The 17591-nt window shown below is 72.1% G+C and carries 12 protein-coding genes; 5 read left to right on the forward strand and 7 right to left on the reverse strand.

Annotated features, from left to right (window positions below; all coding sequences use genetic code 11):
* Positions 1–12 precede the first annotated feature (12 nt).
* The 5 genes from WME96_RS29515 to WME96_RS29535 form a co-directional block, all read right to left on the reverse strand.
* A complete protein-coding gene (locus tag WME96_RS29515) occupies positions 13–1899 on the reverse strand; it encodes an FAD-binding oxidoreductase (RefSeq protein WP_437284931.1) in 1887 nt (628 codons plus the stop codon).
* Between the two features lie 35 nt (positions 1900–1934).
* A complete protein-coding gene (locus WME96_RS29520; RefSeq protein WP_437284932.1) occupies positions 1935–2978 on the reverse strand; it encodes an NAD-dependent epimerase/dehydratase family protein in 1044 nt (347 codons plus the stop codon).
* A 43-nt stretch (positions 2979–3021) separates the two neighbouring features.
* A complete protein-coding gene (locus WME96_RS29525; protein WP_437284933.1) occupies positions 3022–4059 on the reverse strand; it encodes a deoxyhypusine synthase family protein in 1038 nt (345 codons plus the stop codon).
* Between the two features lie 291 nt (positions 4060–4350).
* Positions 4351–8376, reverse strand: a complete 4026-nt coding sequence (locus WME96_RS29530; RefSeq protein ID WP_437284934.1) for a serine/threonine-protein kinase — start codon at positions 8374–8376, stop codon at positions 4351–4353.
* A gap of 8 nt (positions 8377–8384) precedes the next feature.
* On the reverse strand, positions 8385–9110 hold the full coding sequence (locus tag WME96_RS29535) for a hypothetical protein (RefSeq protein ID WP_437284935.1): 726 nt from the start codon (positions 9108–9110) through the stop codon (positions 8385–8387).
* A gap of 326 nt (positions 9111–9436) precedes the next feature.
* Between WME96_RS29535 and WME96_RS29540 the strand changes: the two genes are divergently transcribed.
* On the forward strand, positions 9437–10837 hold the full coding sequence (locus tag WME96_RS29540; RefSeq protein ID WP_437284936.1) for a serine/threonine protein kinase: 1401 nt from the start codon (positions 9437–9439) through the stop codon (positions 10835–10837).
* A 94-nt stretch (positions 10838–10931) separates the two neighbouring features.
* Here WME96_RS29540 and WME96_RS29545 read toward each other — a convergent pair whose 3' ends face one another.
* Both WME96_RS29545 and WME96_RS29550 read right to left on the reverse strand, forming a co-directional pair.
* The gene (locus tag WME96_RS29545) at positions 10932–11492 is read right to left on the reverse strand and encodes a carboxymuconolactone decarboxylase family protein (protein ID WP_437284937.1); all 561 of its coding nucleotides are present in this window, start codon (positions 11490–11492) and stop codon (positions 10932–10934) included.
* Between the two features lie 80 nt (positions 11493–11572).
* Entirely contained in the window at positions 11573–12037 is a 465-nt protein-coding gene (locus WME96_RS29550) for a MarR family winged helix-turn-helix transcriptional regulator (protein WP_437284938.1), read from the reverse strand.
* 320 nt (positions 12038–12357) lie between these two features.
* Here WME96_RS29550 and WME96_RS29555 point away from each other — a divergent pair, with 320 nt between their 5' ends.
* The 4 genes from WME96_RS29555 to WME96_RS29570 all read left to right on the forward strand — a co-directional run bounded on the left by WME96_RS29555 (position 12358) and on the right by WME96_RS29570 (position 17518).
* Positions 12358–13185, forward strand: coding sequence for a TIGR02452 family protein (locus WME96_RS29555; protein ID WP_437292375.1), 828 nt, complete (start codon positions 12358–12360; stop codon positions 13183–13185).
* A gap of 158 nt (positions 13186–13343) precedes the next feature.
* On the forward strand, positions 13344–15002 hold the full coding sequence (locus WME96_RS29560; protein ID WP_437284939.1) for a serine hydrolase domain-containing protein: 1659 nt from the start codon (positions 13344–13346) through the stop codon (positions 15000–15002).
* 273 nt (positions 15003–15275) lie between these two features.
* Positions 15276–15923, forward strand: coding sequence for a hypothetical protein (locus WME96_RS29565; protein WP_437284940.1), 648 nt, complete (start codon positions 15276–15278; stop codon positions 15921–15923).
* Positions 15924–16255: 332 nt separating this feature from the next.
* On the forward strand, positions 16256–17518 hold the full coding sequence (locus tag WME96_RS29570; RefSeq protein ID WP_437284941.1) for a glucose-1-phosphate adenylyltransferase: 1263 nt from the start codon (positions 16256–16258) through the stop codon (positions 17516–17518).
* The last annotated feature ends 73 nt before the right edge of the window (positions 17519–17591 follow it).

Genomic DNA, 17591 nt, shown 5'->3' on the forward strand with positions numbered 1-17591 from the left:
CGCGCGGCACCGTCACGGCGCCTGCTCCGTCTCGCCGGCCAGCGCGACCGCGCCGCGCACGCCGTGGTTCGAGGCGCCGAAGAGGTTGTCCGGATCGAGCGCGCGCTTGACCTCGCGAATGACCGTCCGCGCGCCCTCGGAGTACACCTCGCCGAGGAAGTCCTGCCGGATCTTCCCCACGCCGTGGTGGTGCGAGAGCGTGCCGCCGGAGGCGAGGATCTCCTCACGCGCCGCGTGCTCGAGGGCGGCATACTCCGCAACGGGGTCGGCGACGCCCTTCGCGTAGAAACCGAGATAGAAGTACATCGCGACGCCAGTCGAATAGACCTGCGTGATCCGACCGGTGAAGAAGGGCCTTCCGGGTAGCCGGCGGCGCTCGTGCTCGAGCTCCACGCGGCGCTTGACCCGCTCGTAGAGCTCGAGCGCGCGCGACCATGGCACGCTTGTCTCGAAGCTCTCCGCGATGGCCCAGTGCTCGAACGCCAGATCGCGGATGTACGCGATACCGAACGTGAGCTGGTAGCCACGCTCCCCGTTGGCGGCGCCTCCCTGGAGGCCACCATGGCGCGCCGCGATGGCCCGGAGCGTTCGCTCCTGAAAGGCGACCTCCGCGGCCGTGCCCTCGAAGACCACCGTCGCCACGCACATCTTGTGCGGGTCGAAGCCCTTGATCCGCGTCACCACGAGCGCCTCTGCCTGGCTCTTGAGCCGCGCGGCGAGGCCCTTCGAGGCCGGCTTCAGCGCCTGTCCGAAATGGAACTGGGTGTTGTCCATCACGCGCACGCTCGCAGGAACGGCGCCGCTCTGTTGCAGGTCGTAGAGGAACTGGAAGCCGCGCTCGAGGTCCGGGAAGATCACGCTCGCGTAGCGCTGCACCTCGGGCAGGGGCCAGACCTTGACCACCGCGCTGGTGATGATACCGAGGTTCCCCTCGCTCCCGAACAGGAAGGTCTTCGGGTTGACGCCGACGCTCTCGCGCGGGCCCACGGCGGGACGTTCAATCACGCCTCGGGCCGTCACTGCCGTGACATCGAGCACGATGTCCTCGACATTGCCGTAGCGGTTCTTCTTCATCCCGCTCGCGTTCGTGGCGATCCACCCGCCGAGCGTCGAGAACTCCGCGCTGTCGGGCTCGTGTCCGAGCGTCAGCCCGTGCCTGGCCAGCTCGGCGGCGATGTGCCGTCCGGTGGCGCCCGCCTCGATGCACGCCGTGCGGTTCACCGGGTCCACCCAGCGCAGCTTGTTCATGCGGCGCATGTCCAGCACGATGACGACACGCGCTTCGTCGACGGGCAAGCGCAGGGCGTCGGTGACATTGGTACCGCCGCCGAAGGGGACGAGGCAGGCCCCGCGCTCGTGCGCCACCTCGACGAGGCGCTCCACCTCGGCGTGCGCCTCGGGGAAAACGACGAGATCGGGGACGCGGGGCAGCCGACCGTAGCGAATCGCCCAGATCTCGGCCCCGGTGTGGCCGTGGCCACGCCGCAGCCGGACCAGCGGCTCGTCACTCACCTGATCGTCGCGGAGGAAGCCGCGGAGCGCCTCGAGCAGCGCCTCGTCGCGCCGCGCGGCGGGAACCGCGGGCGGATAGCGGGGCACGTTGCGGTTGTCGTAGGCGAGCGGCGCCTGAAGAATGCCCGACAGCCACGGCAGCAACTTCGGAAGATCGAGCCCGCTGAGGTTGTAGCGACGTCCCGTGAGCGTCACGTGGCCGTCCGGCTTCACGACGAAGCGCGTGTCCTTGAAGCCCCAGCCGTCGAGCGCCTCCTCCTCGTCACCGAGCGGCGCCGCGGGCGCCGGTGTCCTGCCGCCACCACCCCGCGAACCCCAGCCCAGCCGGCTCGCGACGTTCGCTCCTGCGCGCTCGATGCGCGACCGCAACCCTCGCTCCTGATCCATGTCATCACCTCTCACCGTCGACGACCTCAGTTGGCTCAGAAGAACGCCTTCAACAGGCCGATCGCGCCCTGCTTCCAGGGCACGCGATGGGTCACGCCCGAGCGGCTCTCGAACTCGCTCCGGTGCGCCCGGTACCACTCGAGGTTGCGCACCAGCGCGTCCTTGTTCGAATACTTCGGCGCGAAGCCGAGCTGCCGCTCGGCCTTCTCGATCGACACGAACGAGTCCTTCGATGCCGTCTCGTAGACCCACTTGTAGAGCGGCGACAGGCCCATCGCCTCCAGCGCGCGCAGGCCGAGCACCGCCGGCGCCGCGGGGAAGGGCACGATCTTCTTGCCCTTGCCCACCGCGTCGAGCACCGCCTGGTAGTCCTCTCCCATGGTGGTGAAGTCCTTCGCGCCGATATTGAAGGTGTCGTTGGCGACCGCCGCGTCCTTCGTCATGCACAGGTAGATGGCCTCGCAGAGATCGGCCACGTCGAGGAGCTGGTAGCGGTTCTTGCCGTCGCCGATCATGGGGAAGCCCTTGCCGTCGAGCGCCCAGTCGTAGAGCAGCGCGAAGACCCCGAGCCGCTCCGGGCCGATGAAGGACTTGGGCCGGATGATGGGCACCACGAGCCCCCGGCCGCGCTCCTCCAGGCACACGAGCTCGGCCTGGATCTTGGCCTGCCCGTACGGGCCCACGCCGTCGAGCCGGTCGTCCTCGCTGAGCGGGTGGTGGTCGGGGATGCCGTACACGGCCGTGGAGGAGATGTGCACGGCGCGCTCGACGCCGTGGCGGCGCGCCGCGCTCATGACCACGCGCGTGCCGATCACGTCGGTCGTGTAGATCTCCTCCGGCGTGTACAGGGGCAGCGCGGCCGCCGTGTGCACGACGAAGTCCTGCCCCTTCACCGCCGCGTCGACCACCGCCGCGTCGCGGATGTCCCCGCGCACCTCGCGGATGCGCGACCGCTCGGGGTAATCGAAGTCCAGGAGATCGAGCGACGTGACCTCATAGCCGCGCTCGAGCAGGTGCCGCACCAGATTGATCCCGAGGAAGCCCGCGCCGCCCGTGATCAGGACCTTCTTCTTGCTCATCGTCTTGCAACCTCGCTTCAGGGGTAAGGAGAGCCGCCGACGCTCACGCGCCGTGGGCCTCGATGATGGCCCGCGCCTCGGCCGGGTGGCTCTTGCACTCGAGCAGCGCTCCGAGCAGGAGCGGCGCCACGATGGTGGCGTCCGACTCGATCACGAACATGGGTGTGTCCGCGGTCAGCTTGTCCCAGGTGATCTTCTCGTTCGGCGTGGCGCCGGAGTACGAGCCGTAGGATGTCGTCGAGTCGGAGATCTGGCAGAAGTAGGCCCAGGGCCGGGCCGGCTCGTCGAGATCGTACTTGAGCGACGGCACCACGCAGATGGGGAAGTCCCCCGCGATGCCCCCGCCGATCTGGAAGAACCCGACGCCCGCGCCTGCGCTGAGCGCGCGGTACTGATCGTACAGATCGGCCATGTACTCGATACCCGACTTCACGATGCTCGCGCTGCACTCGCCCCGCCTCACGTAGGACGCGAAGATGTTGCCGAAGGTCGAGTCCTCGTGTCCCGGGACCACCAGCGGCAGCCCGGCCTCCGCGGCGGCGAGCAACCAGCACTCCTCGGGCGGTCCGCGGTGGAGCGCGGGCTCGACCGCCCGGACCAGCTCGTAGAAGTACTCGTGCCAGAAGCGGCGCTCGCCGCGCGCCGTCGCCCGCTCCCACATGGGGACGATGTGCTTCTCCACCGCACGGAAAGCCTCGTCCTCGGGGATGCTGGTGTCGGTCACGCGCCGCATCCGGTTCTCGAGGATCCGCGTGTCGTCCTGCTTGGTGAAGTAACGGTAGTCGGGGAAGTCGTGATAAGCGTCATGCGCGACGAGGCGGAACAGCGACTCCTCCAGGTTCGCGCCGGTCACCGACATGCCGTGGATCAGGCCGGCGCGGATGGCCGGCGCCAGCGTGATGCCGAGCTGGGCCGAGGACATCGCCCCGGCCACGGCCCAGAACATCTTCCCCCCACGCTCGATGTGCTCCCAGTAGGCGAGGAGCGCGTCGCGCGTCGCGCGGGCGTTGAAATTCTTGTAGTTGCGAAGAACGAACGTGAGCAGGGGCAGCGTCGTGGACGCGCTCTTCGTCCCAGCCATGTTCCACCGAGCCTCGGCGACCACGGAGGTCGTCCCGGTGGTCTCGGGTCGCGCAGGCCACCAGGGACGCCCTACGGACCGGCGCGGGCCGGGCCGCCATCGCAGCGTCGGGTGGCTTCGGGGGCACCGTAGCACGCATTACGACAATCGTGTCAAGCCCGAGGGCGAGCGCCTCGACCCCCTCGATGCGCCCCCATGGCCGGACGCTTCGGCCATGGTTCCGCACGTAGGCCATCGGGCCTCGCAGCGGCGGGCCTGTCGCAGCGCCCCGGCGGGATCAGCGCAAGAGGCTCATCCGGGCTGGCTCCCTCGCTGCCGCTCGAGCCGCTCCCGCATCACGTTGGGGATCCTCCCCGCTGCCTCGATCGCCCGCTCGAGCGCCGCGCGCGCCTCGGCGTGGCGGCCGCGCCGCGCGCACGCCCGCGCCCGCGCCTCGATGACCTCGATCTGCTCCTGCCCCACCGAGAAGCGCGCCGACCGCTCCTCGAGCTCGTCCCACGCCTCGTCGGTCGCCTCCCGCGTCGACAGGTCGATCATCGACCACTGCACCTCTTCCGAGGGGGCCATCTCCATGCCCCCGCGCCCCTCCACGGCGGCCCTCTCCTGCTGGCTCCGGATCGCCTCGATGATCTCCCGCGCCCTGGTCTCCTCGCCCCGGTACAGGAGCACCCTCGCGAGGAGGAGCTGCACCACCGGCCGCGCCTCGTCCCCCCGCTGCTGCCGCTCGAGCGCCACGGCCCGCTCCACATGGGACATCGCGATGTCCACGTTGCCCATCAGGTAGAAATGTTCGCCGAGGTTGAACTCCCCCACGAGCTCCATCGTCCCCAGCCCCAGCTCGCGTGAGATGGCGAGCAGGCGGCACGTGTCCAGGATCATGCCCTCGTGGTCCCCGAGGCACGCGCGCAGGAGCGCTCGGCTGTTGATCGCGGACCCAAGGTGCAGGCGATCGCCGCGCGCCTCGCACATCCGGATCGCCCGCTCCAGGACCGCCCCTGCCTGGTCCAGCTTGCCCAGCCCTGGATAGACGAAGCCGAGGAGCAGCAGCGAGATCACCAGCGTCTCGTAGCCGTCGTCGCCGACGGCCTCGGCCTGGGCCGCCGCGTCCTCGAGCGGCGGCGCCGCCGCGTCCTCGCGGCCCTCGTGGATGAGCGAGCGCCCCACCCCCATCGACAGGCGCGCCGTGAGCGCCGGCGGCAGCTCGCCCTGCGCGAGCTCCCTCGCCTGCTCCACCCGCTCCTTCGATCTCCCGTAGTCGCTCATCCAGTCGAGCGCCGTGGCCTCGTCGAGCAGGAGCTCGATCTGCTCGATCCTGTCGCCCTCCTCGACCGCCATCGCCCGCGCGCGCTCCAGATCGCCGAGCGCGTCGTGGTAGCGGCCGAGCCGGTAGCGCATCAGCCCCCGGCCCCTGTACGCCGCCCTCCGCCGCGCGCCGCGCCCCTCGACCGGCTGCGCGAGCGCGCGGCTGTAGTGGAGCTCCGCCTCGACATAGACGTGGCGCGCCCTCGCCCGCTCGGCGAGCTCCAGGTAGGCCTCCTCCGCGACCGCCGCGAGCCCCGCCTCGGCGGCGTGGTACGAGATCTTGAACCACCGCTGCTCCCGGCTCTCGTGGGCCGCCTGCCGGTGGTGCTCGTAGGCCGCGACGTGGATGCTCCGCCGCTCCGCCTCGGCGACGCCGTGCGCGATCGCCTCCCGCATCAGCGCGTGCCGGAAGCCGAGCCGGCCCTTCCGATCGGCGACGAGCACGCCCGCCCTGACCAGGCGCTCGGTCCCGATCCGCGCGTCGAGGGGGAAGGCCGCGCCCTCGCCGCGCCGGTCCAGGTGGTCGAGCACGCCCGCGATCTCGTCGAGCGACACCTCGGCGCCGAGCAGCGCGACGAGCCGCGCGTGCGCGCCGAGCGCCGGCCCGAGCGCCGCGATCTCCCCCTGCGCGAGCGGATCGAGCAGCGGCAGCGTGGGCAGGCGATCGAGCTCGTCGGTCGCCAGGTACCACGCGTTGCCCCGCGGGTGCCGGCGCAGGATCCCCTCCCGCTTGAGCCCGTGCACGAGCTCCACAAGGAGCAGCGGCACCTGCTGCGAGCGCTCGAGCAGGCGATCGATCGCCTGCTCCGGCACGTCCCGCGCCGGCAGGAGAAGCCGGCGGCACAGCGCCCGCGCGCTCTCCGCGTCCAGGGCGCCGAGCCGGACGACCTCGCGCCGCGCCGCCCGCTCGCCCCAGGAGGGGTGCACCTCGGCGAACGCCGGGCGCCCCATCGCGCAGATCCACAGCGGCGCAGCCCCGTCCGCGAGCGCCGCGTACTCGAGCGTCGCGAGCGTCGCGTCGTGCGCGAACTGCGCGTCGTCGAGGAGGACGAGCACTGGCGCGGAGGCCGCGCGCTGGCGCAGGCACTCGCCGGCCGCCCGGATGCGCGCCGAGCGGAGCGCGCCCGGCGCGGCCTTGAGCGCCTCGATCTCGGGGAAGACGTCGCTGCCCGTCCGCTCGTCCACCCACCCGAGCGCCATCGCCAGCCCCGCGCCGAGCTCCTCGCCGAGCGCAGCGCCGAGCCGCTCCTCGATCACCGCGCGGGCGGCGCTCTGCGGGGGCGCGTCGGGGACGTTGAGCGCCTCGCGCACGAGCTCCTGGAGCGTCGCGTCCTCGGCGCCGCTCGTGGGCTCCTGCGCGCGGAGCTCGATCACCTTGGCCTGGGGAAAGAGCTCCCGGACCTTCTTGCCGAGCTCGGCGAAGAGGCGGCTCTTCCCGTACCCGGGCTCGCCGAGCACCGACACGACCGTGGGCTGCTTGAGGCGGACCGCCTCCTCGGCGGCGCGGAGGAGCTGCTCGAGGACCTCGCGGCGGCCGATGAACGCGCCCGGATCCGTCGTCTCGCGCACCGCGCCGACCGAGCCGAGCGTCGGCGCGCACGCGACCTCGTCCTCCGCCGCGACGGGGGCCTCGGGGAGCGCCGCCGCGGCCGCGGGCGTGAGGAACGGTCCCGGCGGCCCGGACGCCGCGGGCCACCGCTCGGCGCGCGAGAAGAGCGGGCTCAGGAAGCGCGTCGCGCCGCCCGGCCGGACCTGGACCGAGACGGGCGCGAGATCGATCAGGACCCGCTCGCACAGCCCTTCCCGCAGGAGCTCGTCGGCCGCGCGCTGCGCGTGGCGCGCGGGGCTCGCGGCGCCCTCGTGGCCGAAGACCGCCGCGTAGCGCGAGCCGGAGGCGTGCGCGAGCTCGCCGCCGAGCGCCCGGACCCGGCGCTGCACGACCGCGCGATCGGCCGCGCCCTCGAAGAACAGCAGCCCCGCCGCGCGGCGCGTGGCGCCGCCTGCCGCCTGCGGCCGGCCGCGCTCGCTCGCCGCCACCTCGTCCGCGAGCGCGAGCTCCAGCGCGGCGCGGAGCTCGGTCGCGCTGGCGAACCGCTCGCTCCGGTCCTTGGCCAGGCAGCGGTGCACCACCTCCTCGATCGCCCTCGGCACGGCCGCGCGCGACGACAGGCGCGGGGGCCTGCGGCTCCTGTGGTCCTCGAGCACCGCCGCGCGCGGCCCCCAGAACGGCGGCCGGCCGGCGAAGAGCTCGTAGAGGATGACGCCCATCGCGTAGATGTCGGCGCGCGCGTCGAGGTCCGCGCGCCCGGCGGACTGCTCCGGCGCCATGTACTCCGCCGTCCCGAGGGCGAGATCCTCGTCCTCGGCGGCGCCTCGCCGCCCCACGACGCGGGCGATGCCGAGGTCGATGAGGGTCGCCTCCCCTGCCCCGTCGACGAAGATGTTCTCGGGCTTGAGGTCGCAGTGCACGTACCCGCGCCCGTGGACGACATCGAGGGCCCCGAGCGTCGCGAGGCCGAGCCGCGCGGCCTCGTCGACGCGCGGCGCCGGGCGGGCGGCGAGGCGCGCGGCGAGCGTCGGCGCCGCGACGCGCGTCAGCACCGCGTATGGCGAGCCGTCGTCCAGCGCGCCCCACGCGAGCACGGCCGGCACGCAGGGGGCGCCCACGGCCAGGAGCGCGTTGATCTCACGGCGCAGGCGCGGCCCTGCCCCGCGGCGATCGGCGCGCGCGAGCTTGATGGCCACCGGCGCCCCGCCGCCCTCGGGCTCGGCCTCGAAGACGGTGCCGAAGCCGCCCTGCCCGAGGATCCTGAGGGTCCGGTAGCCGGCGAAGCGGGGCAGCGCGACCTGGACGACCTCGGTGATGTCGAGCACCGTCGCGTCATACGGCAGCGGCCGATGGTGCGCCGGGCACTCGGGACACGAGCCCTGGTTCCTCCGCCCGCACGACGGGCAGCGCCTGCCCTCGACCGGCGCGCCGTCCGGCTCCTCGCCTCGCGCTGCCTCGAAGCGCATCCCCGATCCTACGGGGGCAAGAACGACGTGATCACCACTTCCGTGTACGCCGTGGACGAGGTCGCGGGATTGTCGAGACATCGGGAGTAAAAGCCGCCGAGAGCATCGGGCTCGCGGTTGCAGATCGTATCGCACGAGCCCGTGAGCGCGATAGGACCACACGCCTGCGTGACCGTCCCCCCGGTCGCCGGATCGCTGGCGAGGTGACCTGCCGCACAATCTCGCTTCAGGCTCCGCGCGCGGTTGATGCCCTCGGGCGCGTGGCAGGAGCGCAGATAGGGCGTCGGGCTGAACACGTTGCCCCAGAACGCGCCCTCTCTCACCGTGTAGGCCGAGCGCTCCCCCGCCGGCGAGGCCAGCGGGTTCTGGGTGCCGCGCAGGGAGATGTTCACGGAGACGCCGTACCAGTTCGTCCGCGAGGCGAGGCACGCCGAGATCCAGCGCTGGAAGTAGGAATCGGTCAGCGGACCGTAGACCCACCAGTCCGCGATCCCGAGGTTGCCGGCGTAGGTCTCCGCGTGTGTGACCCCGCTGCTGTCGGTCCACGAGAACGAGAACGACTGGTCCGGCCTCAGCGCACAGCTCACGACGTACCGCAGGAGCTCCCTTGACAGGGTGCCGTCCGTTCCCGGATTCTGGATGGCCGCGCGCGAGCTCGGGCTGAGGGAGCCCGGGGTCAGCGCGGTCTGGCTGAGCGTGAGCGGGGTGAGGGCGGTCTGCGTGAGCGCGTTCAATGCCAGCCTGTTGGCAATCAGGCTATTCCCGATGACGATGGCCTCCTCGGCCTCCTCTATCGGTTCATCCGGTTGTTCGTCGATCTCGGCCCCGATGCAGGCGGTAGTAACCAGAGGTATTGCGAGCAGCGCAACAGTCCGCGTACAGCAAAGGAACATCTCGGTTCCCCCTTTCGGCGACGGTCCCAGCGTTTCAGTGTCGAGTAGCGGCCAAGTTTAAGTTACCATTTGGAAACGCTCCTGCATATACCGGTTCACCAAAGATCGCACGAGAGCGAGACAGCGGCGCGCACGGCAGCCCTTGACGCGCCGCGCGGTGAGGGGAGATGACGAAAGAAGACGAGACGAGGCCGTTTTCCGATGTCGAGAGGGCCAGCGCCCGCGGCGAGCTCCCGCCGGGCACCGTCGCCGGCGATTACATCCTCGAGGGATTCATCGCGCGCGGCGGTTGCGGCGTTGTCTATGGAGCGAGGCACGCCCGAACCGGGAGGCCCGCCGCGGTGAAGGTGCTGAGCGAGGCGGTAGCCCACTCTCGCCGGGTGGTCGAGCGATTCGCTCGCGAGATCGAAGCCTTGCAGCTCATCTCCCACCCCAACATCGTAGAAATCTACGAAGTAGGTGAGATGGACAACCACCAGCCCTTCTATGCGATGGAGCGCCTCGAGGGGCAGACGCTCGACGCGCTGATCAGGGCCGAGACGCGGCTCGCGCCCCGGGAAGCGCTGGAGCTGTTCGAGCCCATCTGTGCGGCGCTCGGGGCCGCGCACGCCGCGGGGATCATCCACCGCGACGTCAAGGCGAGCAACATCTTCATCTGCTCCGGCAAGCCGCGCACCGTGAAGCTGCTCGACTTCGGTATCGCAAAGCTGATGGGGCCCGAGGAGGGTCAGACCTGGCTGACGACCGCCGGAAGAATGCCCGGGACGCCATCGATCATGGCGCCGGAACAGATCCTTGGCGGCCCCATCGATGCTCGGGTGGATGTTTATGCGCTCGGCGTGCTCCTCCACCGCATGCTGGTGGGGAGACTACCATTCCATACACACGATATGGACGAGATGGTCCGCAAGCACCTCGAGGAGCCGCCGATGCCCCCGAGCTTGCGGGTCCCGCTTCCTCTCGAGCTCGACGCGGTGGTGCTCCGCTGCATGGAGAAGCGGCGGGAGCGGCGATTCAGCTCGGTGGAAGAGCTGGTGCGCGCGCTCCGGGAGGCGATCGGCGAGCCCGCGTCGGGCGTGCAGAGCGGGCCCGACCCGACGGTGCCGGCGGTGGCGGTGTACCTGGAGGTCCGGACGCGCGGCTCCGACGACCTCGACGAGGGGCTCGCGGCCGACATCGGGCAGGTGCTCGACATGGCCGAGTCGCAGCTCTCGAGCGCGGGGTTCATCCTGGCCTCGACCACCGGCAACGAGGTGCTCGGGGTGCGCCTGCTGCCGGCGGACGCGGCCGAGCAGCACGGCGAGCGCCGCGCGGCGCTCGAGTTCGCGACGGCGCTGCACGAGGCGCTGGCCCGGCGCGACGGGGCGGACGCGCGCGTGCACGTCAACGTGTGCGTGCACGCGGACGAGGTGCAGGCGCGCCCGACGACGCCGCCCGAGATCACGGGGGGCGCGCTGATGTGCGCCGGGCTGTGGGCGCCGGCCGACGACGTGCGGGGGGTGTTCGCGACGCCGAGCGCGACAGCGGGCCTCGACGGCGGCGAGGCGCCCGCGCGGCGCCGCGCGTGACGAGGCGCCCCGCGTGACGAGCGCGCTGGCGGGGCGCTGCGATCGCGGGGCGCGCGGGCGCGGGGCGCTGCGAGCGCCGCCGACCCCGGGCGCGTCAGCGCAGCGCGTGGCTGCGGGTCATCCGGTTCGCGAACGTCGACAGGGTGAAGGCGGCGATCCCGACGATCACCTCGAGGGCCTGCTCGGCGGTGAAGCCGGCCTGGACGAGGGCGTCGAGCTCGGCGTCCGACACCTGACCGCGCTCGCGCAGCGCCGCCTCGGTGAACGCCGCCAGCGCCTGGAGGCGCGCGTCGGGCACCGGCGCTCGCTCGAACAGCGCGGCGGCGACCGCGGGCGGCGCGCCCGCGCGGAGGAGGAGCCCGCGGTGCATCGCGCGGCAGAGATCGCAGCCGTTCTCGGCCGCGACCACCATCACCACGACCTCGCGCTCCACCGGCGAGAGCGTCGCCCCCTCGAAGAGCGCCTTGAGCTCGTCGAAGGCGCGCACCAGGAGCGGCGAGGTCGCGAAGCGGGCCACGGGCAGCGGCAGGAACCCGAATTTCTGCGCGGTCTGCGCCAGCGCAGGGCGCGCCGCCGCCGGCGCCGTGTCGAGCGTGTGGGCGGGGAAGTGGGGGGAAGCAGCGGGATGCGCGGACGCGGCGGCGGGCTGGCTCATGAAGGAGTCTCCTCGGGGCAAATGGTTGTCAATACAAGTAAATGGGCGTCGAAGGGCAGGGCCGGGGCGCGGCGCCGCGCTCAGCCCTCGGGCTCGAGGTTCGCGAGGATGCGCTGCAGCGTGCGCCGGGTCGTGAGGAGGTCGTCCTCCGGGATGCCGGCGCGCAGCGCGTCGACCAGGGCCATGGCCTCGCTCGACAGCGCCTTGCGGAGCTTTCGCCCGCGCGCGGTCAGGTACACGAGCCGCGCGCGCCGGTCCGTCGGGTCCTGACGGCGCTCGACCAGCCCGTCGCGCTCCATGAGCGCGAGGATGCGGCTCATCGTGGGCACGTCCCGGAAGGTGCGTTCGGCGAGGTGCGTCTGCGTGACGCCCTCCTGCTCCCACAGCCGGACGAGCACCATCCATTGCTCGGGCGTGACCTCGACGCCGTGCGCGCGGAAGCGCCGGTACATCGCGGCGCGGGACGCGAGGTACACGCGCGACACCCAGTAGCCGAGCGCGTTGTCGAGGATGATCCCGCCGTCGGCCGTGAACTGGTCGCGCATCGTGGACCGAGCGTAACGCGGAGGAATCAATTGTCAATACAAGTATCATGCTGCTGCGGCAGGTCGCCGTGCTTCGTCGCGTGGTCCCACGCGGAGAACGCGGCGCCCGCGGGGCCGAGCCCGAGCGCGAGCAGGCCGAGCGCCTCGCCGGCCGAGGGCACGGCGGTGCGCTCGAGCGCGAGGTGCCCGGCGAGGCCGAGGCCGGCCGTGTCGCGGCGCAGGAGCCGGTGACGGCGTCCGCAGAGACGCCGGTGAAGGGGGATCGCGCGGCGGCGCGCGTTTCGCTGGACGATGGGCCGCGGCTCGCCAATCCTTGCGCCATGAAGCTCACCAGCGTCGCCGCCGACACCGTGCAGATCGGGAGTCGGGGAGAGTACACCTCGCCCTCGGGCGCCACGGTCCGCATCCGCGACCGCGTGCTCGCCGCGGTGAAGGGGACCGTGCTTTACCGGCCCGGCTCACTCGACACGTGGGAGCCGACGGTGCGCCTCGAAAGGCCGCCCGTGATCGAGGTCACCGAGGAGACCACGGGGGCGGCGGGGCGGCGGCTCGTCGAGCAGGAGGGCGAGGCCCGCGTCGTCGCGCTCAACTTCGCGTCTGCCAAGAACCCCGGGGGCGGGTTCCTGCGCGGGGCCAAGGCCCAGGAGGAGGACCTCGCCCGGTGCTCCGCGCTGTACGCGTGCCTGGTCGAGCAGCGCGAGTACTACGACCAGAACCGCGCCTCGGGGAGCTTCCTGTACACAGACCACCTCATCTACTCGCCGGAAGTGCCGTTCTTCCGCGACGAGCAGCACGCGCTGCTGGAGCGGCCCTTCGCGCTCTCGATCATCACCATGCCCGCGCCGAACGCCGGAGAGGCGCTCCTGCGGGACGATTCGGTGGACCAGGACATCCGCGCGACCCTCGAGCGCCGCGCGGCCACGGTGCTCGCCGCGGCGGGCGCGCACGAGCACCGGTGCCTCGTCCTCGGGGCCTGGGGGTGCGGCGTCTTCCGCAACGACCCCCGCGAGGTCGCCGACGTCTTCGCGCAGACGCTGGAGCACCCGCGCTTCCGCGGGGCGTTCTCGCGCGTCGTGTTCGCTGTGTACGACCGGGGCGACGATCAGCCGAACTACCGCGCCTTCCGCGAGCGGTTCGCCAGCGCCTAGCGCCAGCGCGGGTCACACCCTGGGAGACATGCCCTCCGGCGCACGTCGAGGGCACTCCTCCCGTCTACCCCCAATGGAAAAATCGAAAGCGGAAATCCTGCGTCGGCTCATTTCGATTGGTCGGACCATGATTGAGGGGGGATACTCATGGTTCCGCCTTGAGGACGACTGACAACAAGCTCGCCGTGCTCCTCGCGACGGCCGCCCTCTTCTCCGGGTCGCTCCCGATCGTGAGCGGATGCGCGTCGGCCCCGCCCGCGCCGCGCGCCGTGAAGGCCGCCGCCCCGGCGCCGCTCGTCCAGCGCTTCGCCAGCGAGCCCGCGCCGACCCCGCGCTTCCTCGATCCGGAGCGCGGGCGGAGGCTGCGCTCGGTGACGGCCGAGGTGCAGGGGCTGGCGCAGCGGGCTGCGGAGCGGGAGCGCCTGCCCGCCCTCGCGCTCGGCGTCGTCATCGACGAGGAGCTCGCGATCCAGAAGGTGATCGGCGTGCGGGACGTCGCGCTGGGCGGGGCGGTCGACGAGCACACGCGCTTCCGCATCGGATCCATCACGAAGGCGCTGACCGCCGCGGCGATACTGCGGCTCCGCGACGAAGGGCGGCTGTCGATCGACGCCCCGGCGGCGCGCTACCTGCCCGCGCTCGCCGGCGTCGTCTACCCGACGCGCGACTCGCGGCCGATGACGGTGCGCGACCTGCTCACGCACAGCTCCGGCCTGCCCCGGCTCGGCGTGTTCTCCCCGGCGTCCACGGCGCGCGACGTCACCGAGCGCGAGATCCTCGCCACGCTCGACGGCTTCGGGCTCGAGAGCGCGCCGGGCACCGAGACGTCCTACTCGAACCTCGGCTACTCGCTGCTCGGGCTGCTCGTCGGGCGCGCCGCGGGCGTCCCCTACCGGCGCTACGTGCACGACGCGCTGCTCGCGCCGCTCGGCATGCGCGACGCCGCCTGGGACGGCGCCGAGGTGCCGCCCGCCTCGCTCGCGTCGCCGCACGTGCGCGCCGGCGGCGCGGTGACGCCGATCCTGCCGTGGCGGCTCGGGGCCTCCGAGTCGACCGCGGGGCTCTACGCGAGCCTCTCCGACATGGGCCGCTTCATCGGGTTCCAGCTCGCCGCCTGGCCGGCGCGCGACGCGCCCGAGACGGGCGCCCTGCGGCGGAGCACGGTGCGCGAGTCGCACATGATGGCGCGCAACGGCTCGGCCTTCCCGGCCGCCGGCGGCGCCGACGGCCCCGGCCTCGGCTGGCACGTGCGCGAGGACTGCGACCTCGGCCACGTTGTCTTCCACAACGGCCTCATCGACGGCTTCTCCGCCTCGGTGGTCCTCCTGCCCGAGCGCGGCGTCGGCGTCGTCTCGCTCGCCAACGTGGCCGGCGCCGACCTCGAGTCGCTCAACGAGAAGGTCCTCGGCAGGCTCCAGGCCACCGGCGCGATGGTCGCGCGCGTCGTCCCGCCCTCCCCCTCCGTCCGCCGCGCGGCCCAGGCCGTCGCCTCGGTCATCGGTCGCGCGCGGACCGACGTGCTCGACCGCAGGCTCCGCCCCGGCTGGTTCCCCGAGGATCACCTCACGACGTTGCGGCAGGAGCTGCGCGACGTCGGCTCGCGGATGGGCGCGTGCGCGCTCGACGGCTCGGCCATGGTGGAGAGCGCGACGTCGGCGCGCTTCGGCCTCCGCTGCGAGCACGGCGCGCTGTCGGTGGCCGTGCGCGTGGACACCTCGCCGGACCCGCTGATCACGTCGCTCAGCGTGGAGGAGCAGACGGGCGCGACCGCCTGGGAGGGCGCGCGCCGGAACGCCCGGCCAGCGCGCTGCCGTTGAGCTCGCCTGCGGCCCTGCCGTCGCGCCGCGGTCTCAGCCATCGTGCCACACCTGTGGCAGAGCGCCCCCACACGAAACGACGGTAGAGCTCGCTGAACGGCAGCGCGGCGGCTACCGATTTTCCGGCGGTGCCATGGAGGTGGCTCGCCTCGTGCATTGCGCCGGCTCCGCTCATTCAACGGCTTTCCGTTGTTCTTCCAGCGAGCCTCCGGGGAACTGGAGGCTCGCTTCAACGCTGATCGCCCGTCTCGGGCGGCAGCGAGGAGATCGACCATGAGATATCTCGTTCACTCTGTCGCGCTTTCGGCCTTGATCGCTCTCGGCGGTATCGGGTGTTCCAGCAACTCGCAGCCTGCGCAGAGCCCGGCCGGGGCCAGCGGCTCTCAGGGCACCACGGGAACGCAGTCGCCGTGGGGCTCGGACGCGAGCGGCACCGGGGCCAGCGGCGCTCCGGGCACCGGCAGCACCACGGGTCAGCCCTCGATGGGCGGCATGGGCACCGGCAGCGACATGGGGACCGGGCAGGGCGCCTCCGGGACGGGCATGGGCAGCGGCGCGACGGGCACCGGCACCGACAGCAGCGGTATGACCGGCGCCGGCAGCAGCGGTATGACGGGTACTGGCACCGGCGCGACGGGCGCGGGCACCGGCGCGACGGGCACCGGCGCGACCGGCTCGGGCAGCAGCGCGACGGGCACGGGCACCGGCGCGACCGGCCCGGGCGCGGGGACCCCCGGCGGCTTCCGGGGCGACACGAGCAGCGGCCAGCAGTCGCCCACCACGGGCACGACGGGCGCCTCGGGCACCACGGGCTCGCAGAACAAGAAGGGTGGCACCACGGGCACGGGCACCGGCGCCCAGAGCCCGGGCCAGGGCAGCGGCAACGCGGGCGGCACGCAGGGCTCCGGGGCGCCCCGCTGAGCTCCGGCGAAGCTGTCGACTCTCTCCTCGCCTGAAGGCCCCGCGCGCCCGCCCGCCACCGCTCATCGCCGCTGCGGCGAGGCGGCGCGGCGCGGGCGCGCCGGTCCAATCCCCACCTCGAACGCACGACAAACGCCGGAGATCGGCGTCTCCGCGTCTCCGCCTCACCACGCATGTTGCCCTGAGGGCGCTCCGGTGATAGCGAGGGCCGCGACGCCACCGCGCCCCGCGCGCGCCGGTATTCGGCTCGACCGATCACGATGTTCGGCTAGTCTAGTCGCGCCCATCGCTCCGGGCGTCGAACCGTCCCCTCTCACCTCGCGGAGGTCCGCTTGAAGCACAACGACGTGGTGGTTTTGATCCTCGGCGGAGGCGTCGGAAGCCGCCTCTACCCGCTCACCAAGCTGCGCTCGAAGCCAGCCGTCCCGACCGGGGGCAAGTACCGCCTGGTCGACATCCCGATCAGCAACTGCCTCAACTCGGGCTTCAACCGCATCCACATCCTCACGCAGTACAACTCGGTCTCTCTCCACAACCACATCACGCAGACGTACCGGTTCGACGTCTTCTCCGCGGGCGCCGTGCAGATCCTCGCCGCCGAGCAGACGCCCAACCACAGCGAGTGGTACCAGGGCACCGCCGACGCGGTCCGCAAGCAGCTCGTCGAGGTCAAGTCGCCGAACCCGCGCGACGTCATGATCCTCTCGGGCGACCACCTCTACCGCATGGATTACGAGCCCTTCCTCGCCCGCCACCGCGAGACCCGGGCCGACGTCACGCTCGCCGTGCGCCCCGTCCCGACCGCCGAGGTCTCCCGCCTCGGCATCGTGGACACCGACGACGCCGGGCGCGTGGTGAAGTTCATCGAGAAGCCGAAGGACATGAAGCTGCTCGACAACGTGCGGCAGACGCCGGACCCGAAGAACCCGTGGCTCGCCTCGATGGGCGTCTACATCTTCCGCGCGAAGGCGCTCTACGAGATGCTCGAGCGCGACAACTCGTCCGACTTCGGCAAGCACATCCTGCCGCAGTCGCTCGACACCCACCGGATGGTGACCTACACGTTCGACGGGTACTGGGAGGACATCGGCACGATCCGGAGCTACTACGAGGCCAGCCTCGCGCTCACCGACACCAACCCTCCGTTCTCGTTCTACGATCCGCAGCGGCCGATCTACACCCGCCCGCAGTTCTTCCCCCCGGCCCACGTCACGGCCGGCTCGGTGCTCGATCAGGTGCTGCTCGCCGAGGGGAGCCGGATCATCGAGTCGAAGATCTGCCGCTCGGTCGTGGGGCAGCTCTCGTCGATCGGGCCCCACGTCACCATGTCGAACACGGTGATGATGGGCGCGGACTACGAGTCCCTGTTCCACGTCCAGGCCCCGGAGAGCACGCGGGGGCTGCCCCCCATCGGGATCGGCCGAGGGTGCAAGATCGACGGCGCCATCATCGACAAGAACGCGCGCATCGGCGAAGGGGTGGTGATCCGCAACCTGCCCGATCGCGAGGACACCGACGCCGAGTTCTACGCGGCGCGCGAGGGCGTCGTGGTCGTCCCGAAGAACGCCGTCGTCCCCCCGGGCACGATCATCTGAGCGCACGCCCCCGTCGCTCCTCCGTCGACGTCCCCATGGACGTCCCCGCCAACGTTCCCATCGATTCAGGATA

The organism is Sorangium sp. So ce406, from assembly GCF_051474675.1.
GTDB lineage: Bacteria > Myxococcota_A > Polyangia > Polyangiales > Polyangiaceae > Sorangium > Sorangium cellulosum_G.

Excerpts from the sequence above, each read along its gene's own strand:
- WME96_RS29515 (WP_437284931.1), bottom strand. The coding sequence starts at position 1,899 with ATGGATCAGGAGCGAGGGTTGCGGTCGCGCATCGAGCGCGCAGGAGCG.
- WME96_RS29520 (WP_437284932.1), bottom strand. The coding sequence starts at position 2,978 with ATGAGCAAGAAGAAGGTCCTGATCACGGGCGGCGCGGGCTTCCTCGGG.
- WME96_RS29525 (WP_437284933.1), bottom strand. The coding sequence starts at position 4,059 with ATGGCTGGGACGAAGAGCGCGTCCACGACGCTGCCCCTGCTCACGTTC.
- WME96_RS29530 (WP_437284934.1), bottom strand. The coding sequence starts at position 8,376 with ATGCGCTTCGAGGCAGCGCGAGGCGAGGAGCCGGACGGCGCGCCGGTC.
- WME96_RS29540 (WP_437284936.1), top strand. The coding sequence starts at position 9,437 with ATGACGAAAGAAGACGAGACGAGGCCGTTTTCCGATGTCGAGAGGGCC.
- WME96_RS29545 (WP_437284937.1), bottom strand. The coding sequence starts at position 11,492 with ATGAGCCAGCCCGCCGCCGCGTCCGCGCATCCCGCTGCTTCCCCCCAC.
- WME96_RS29550 (WP_437284938.1), bottom strand. The coding sequence starts at position 12,037 with ATGCGCGACCAGTTCACGGCCGACGGCGGGATCATCCTCGACAACGCG.
- WME96_RS29555 (WP_437292375.1), top strand. The coding sequence starts at position 12,358 with ATGAAGCTCACCAGCGTCGCCGCCGACACCGTGCAGATCGGGAGTCGG.
- WME96_RS29565 (WP_437284940.1), top strand. The coding sequence starts at position 15,276 with ATGAGATATCTCGTTCACTCTGTCGCGCTTTCGGCCTTGATCGCTCTC.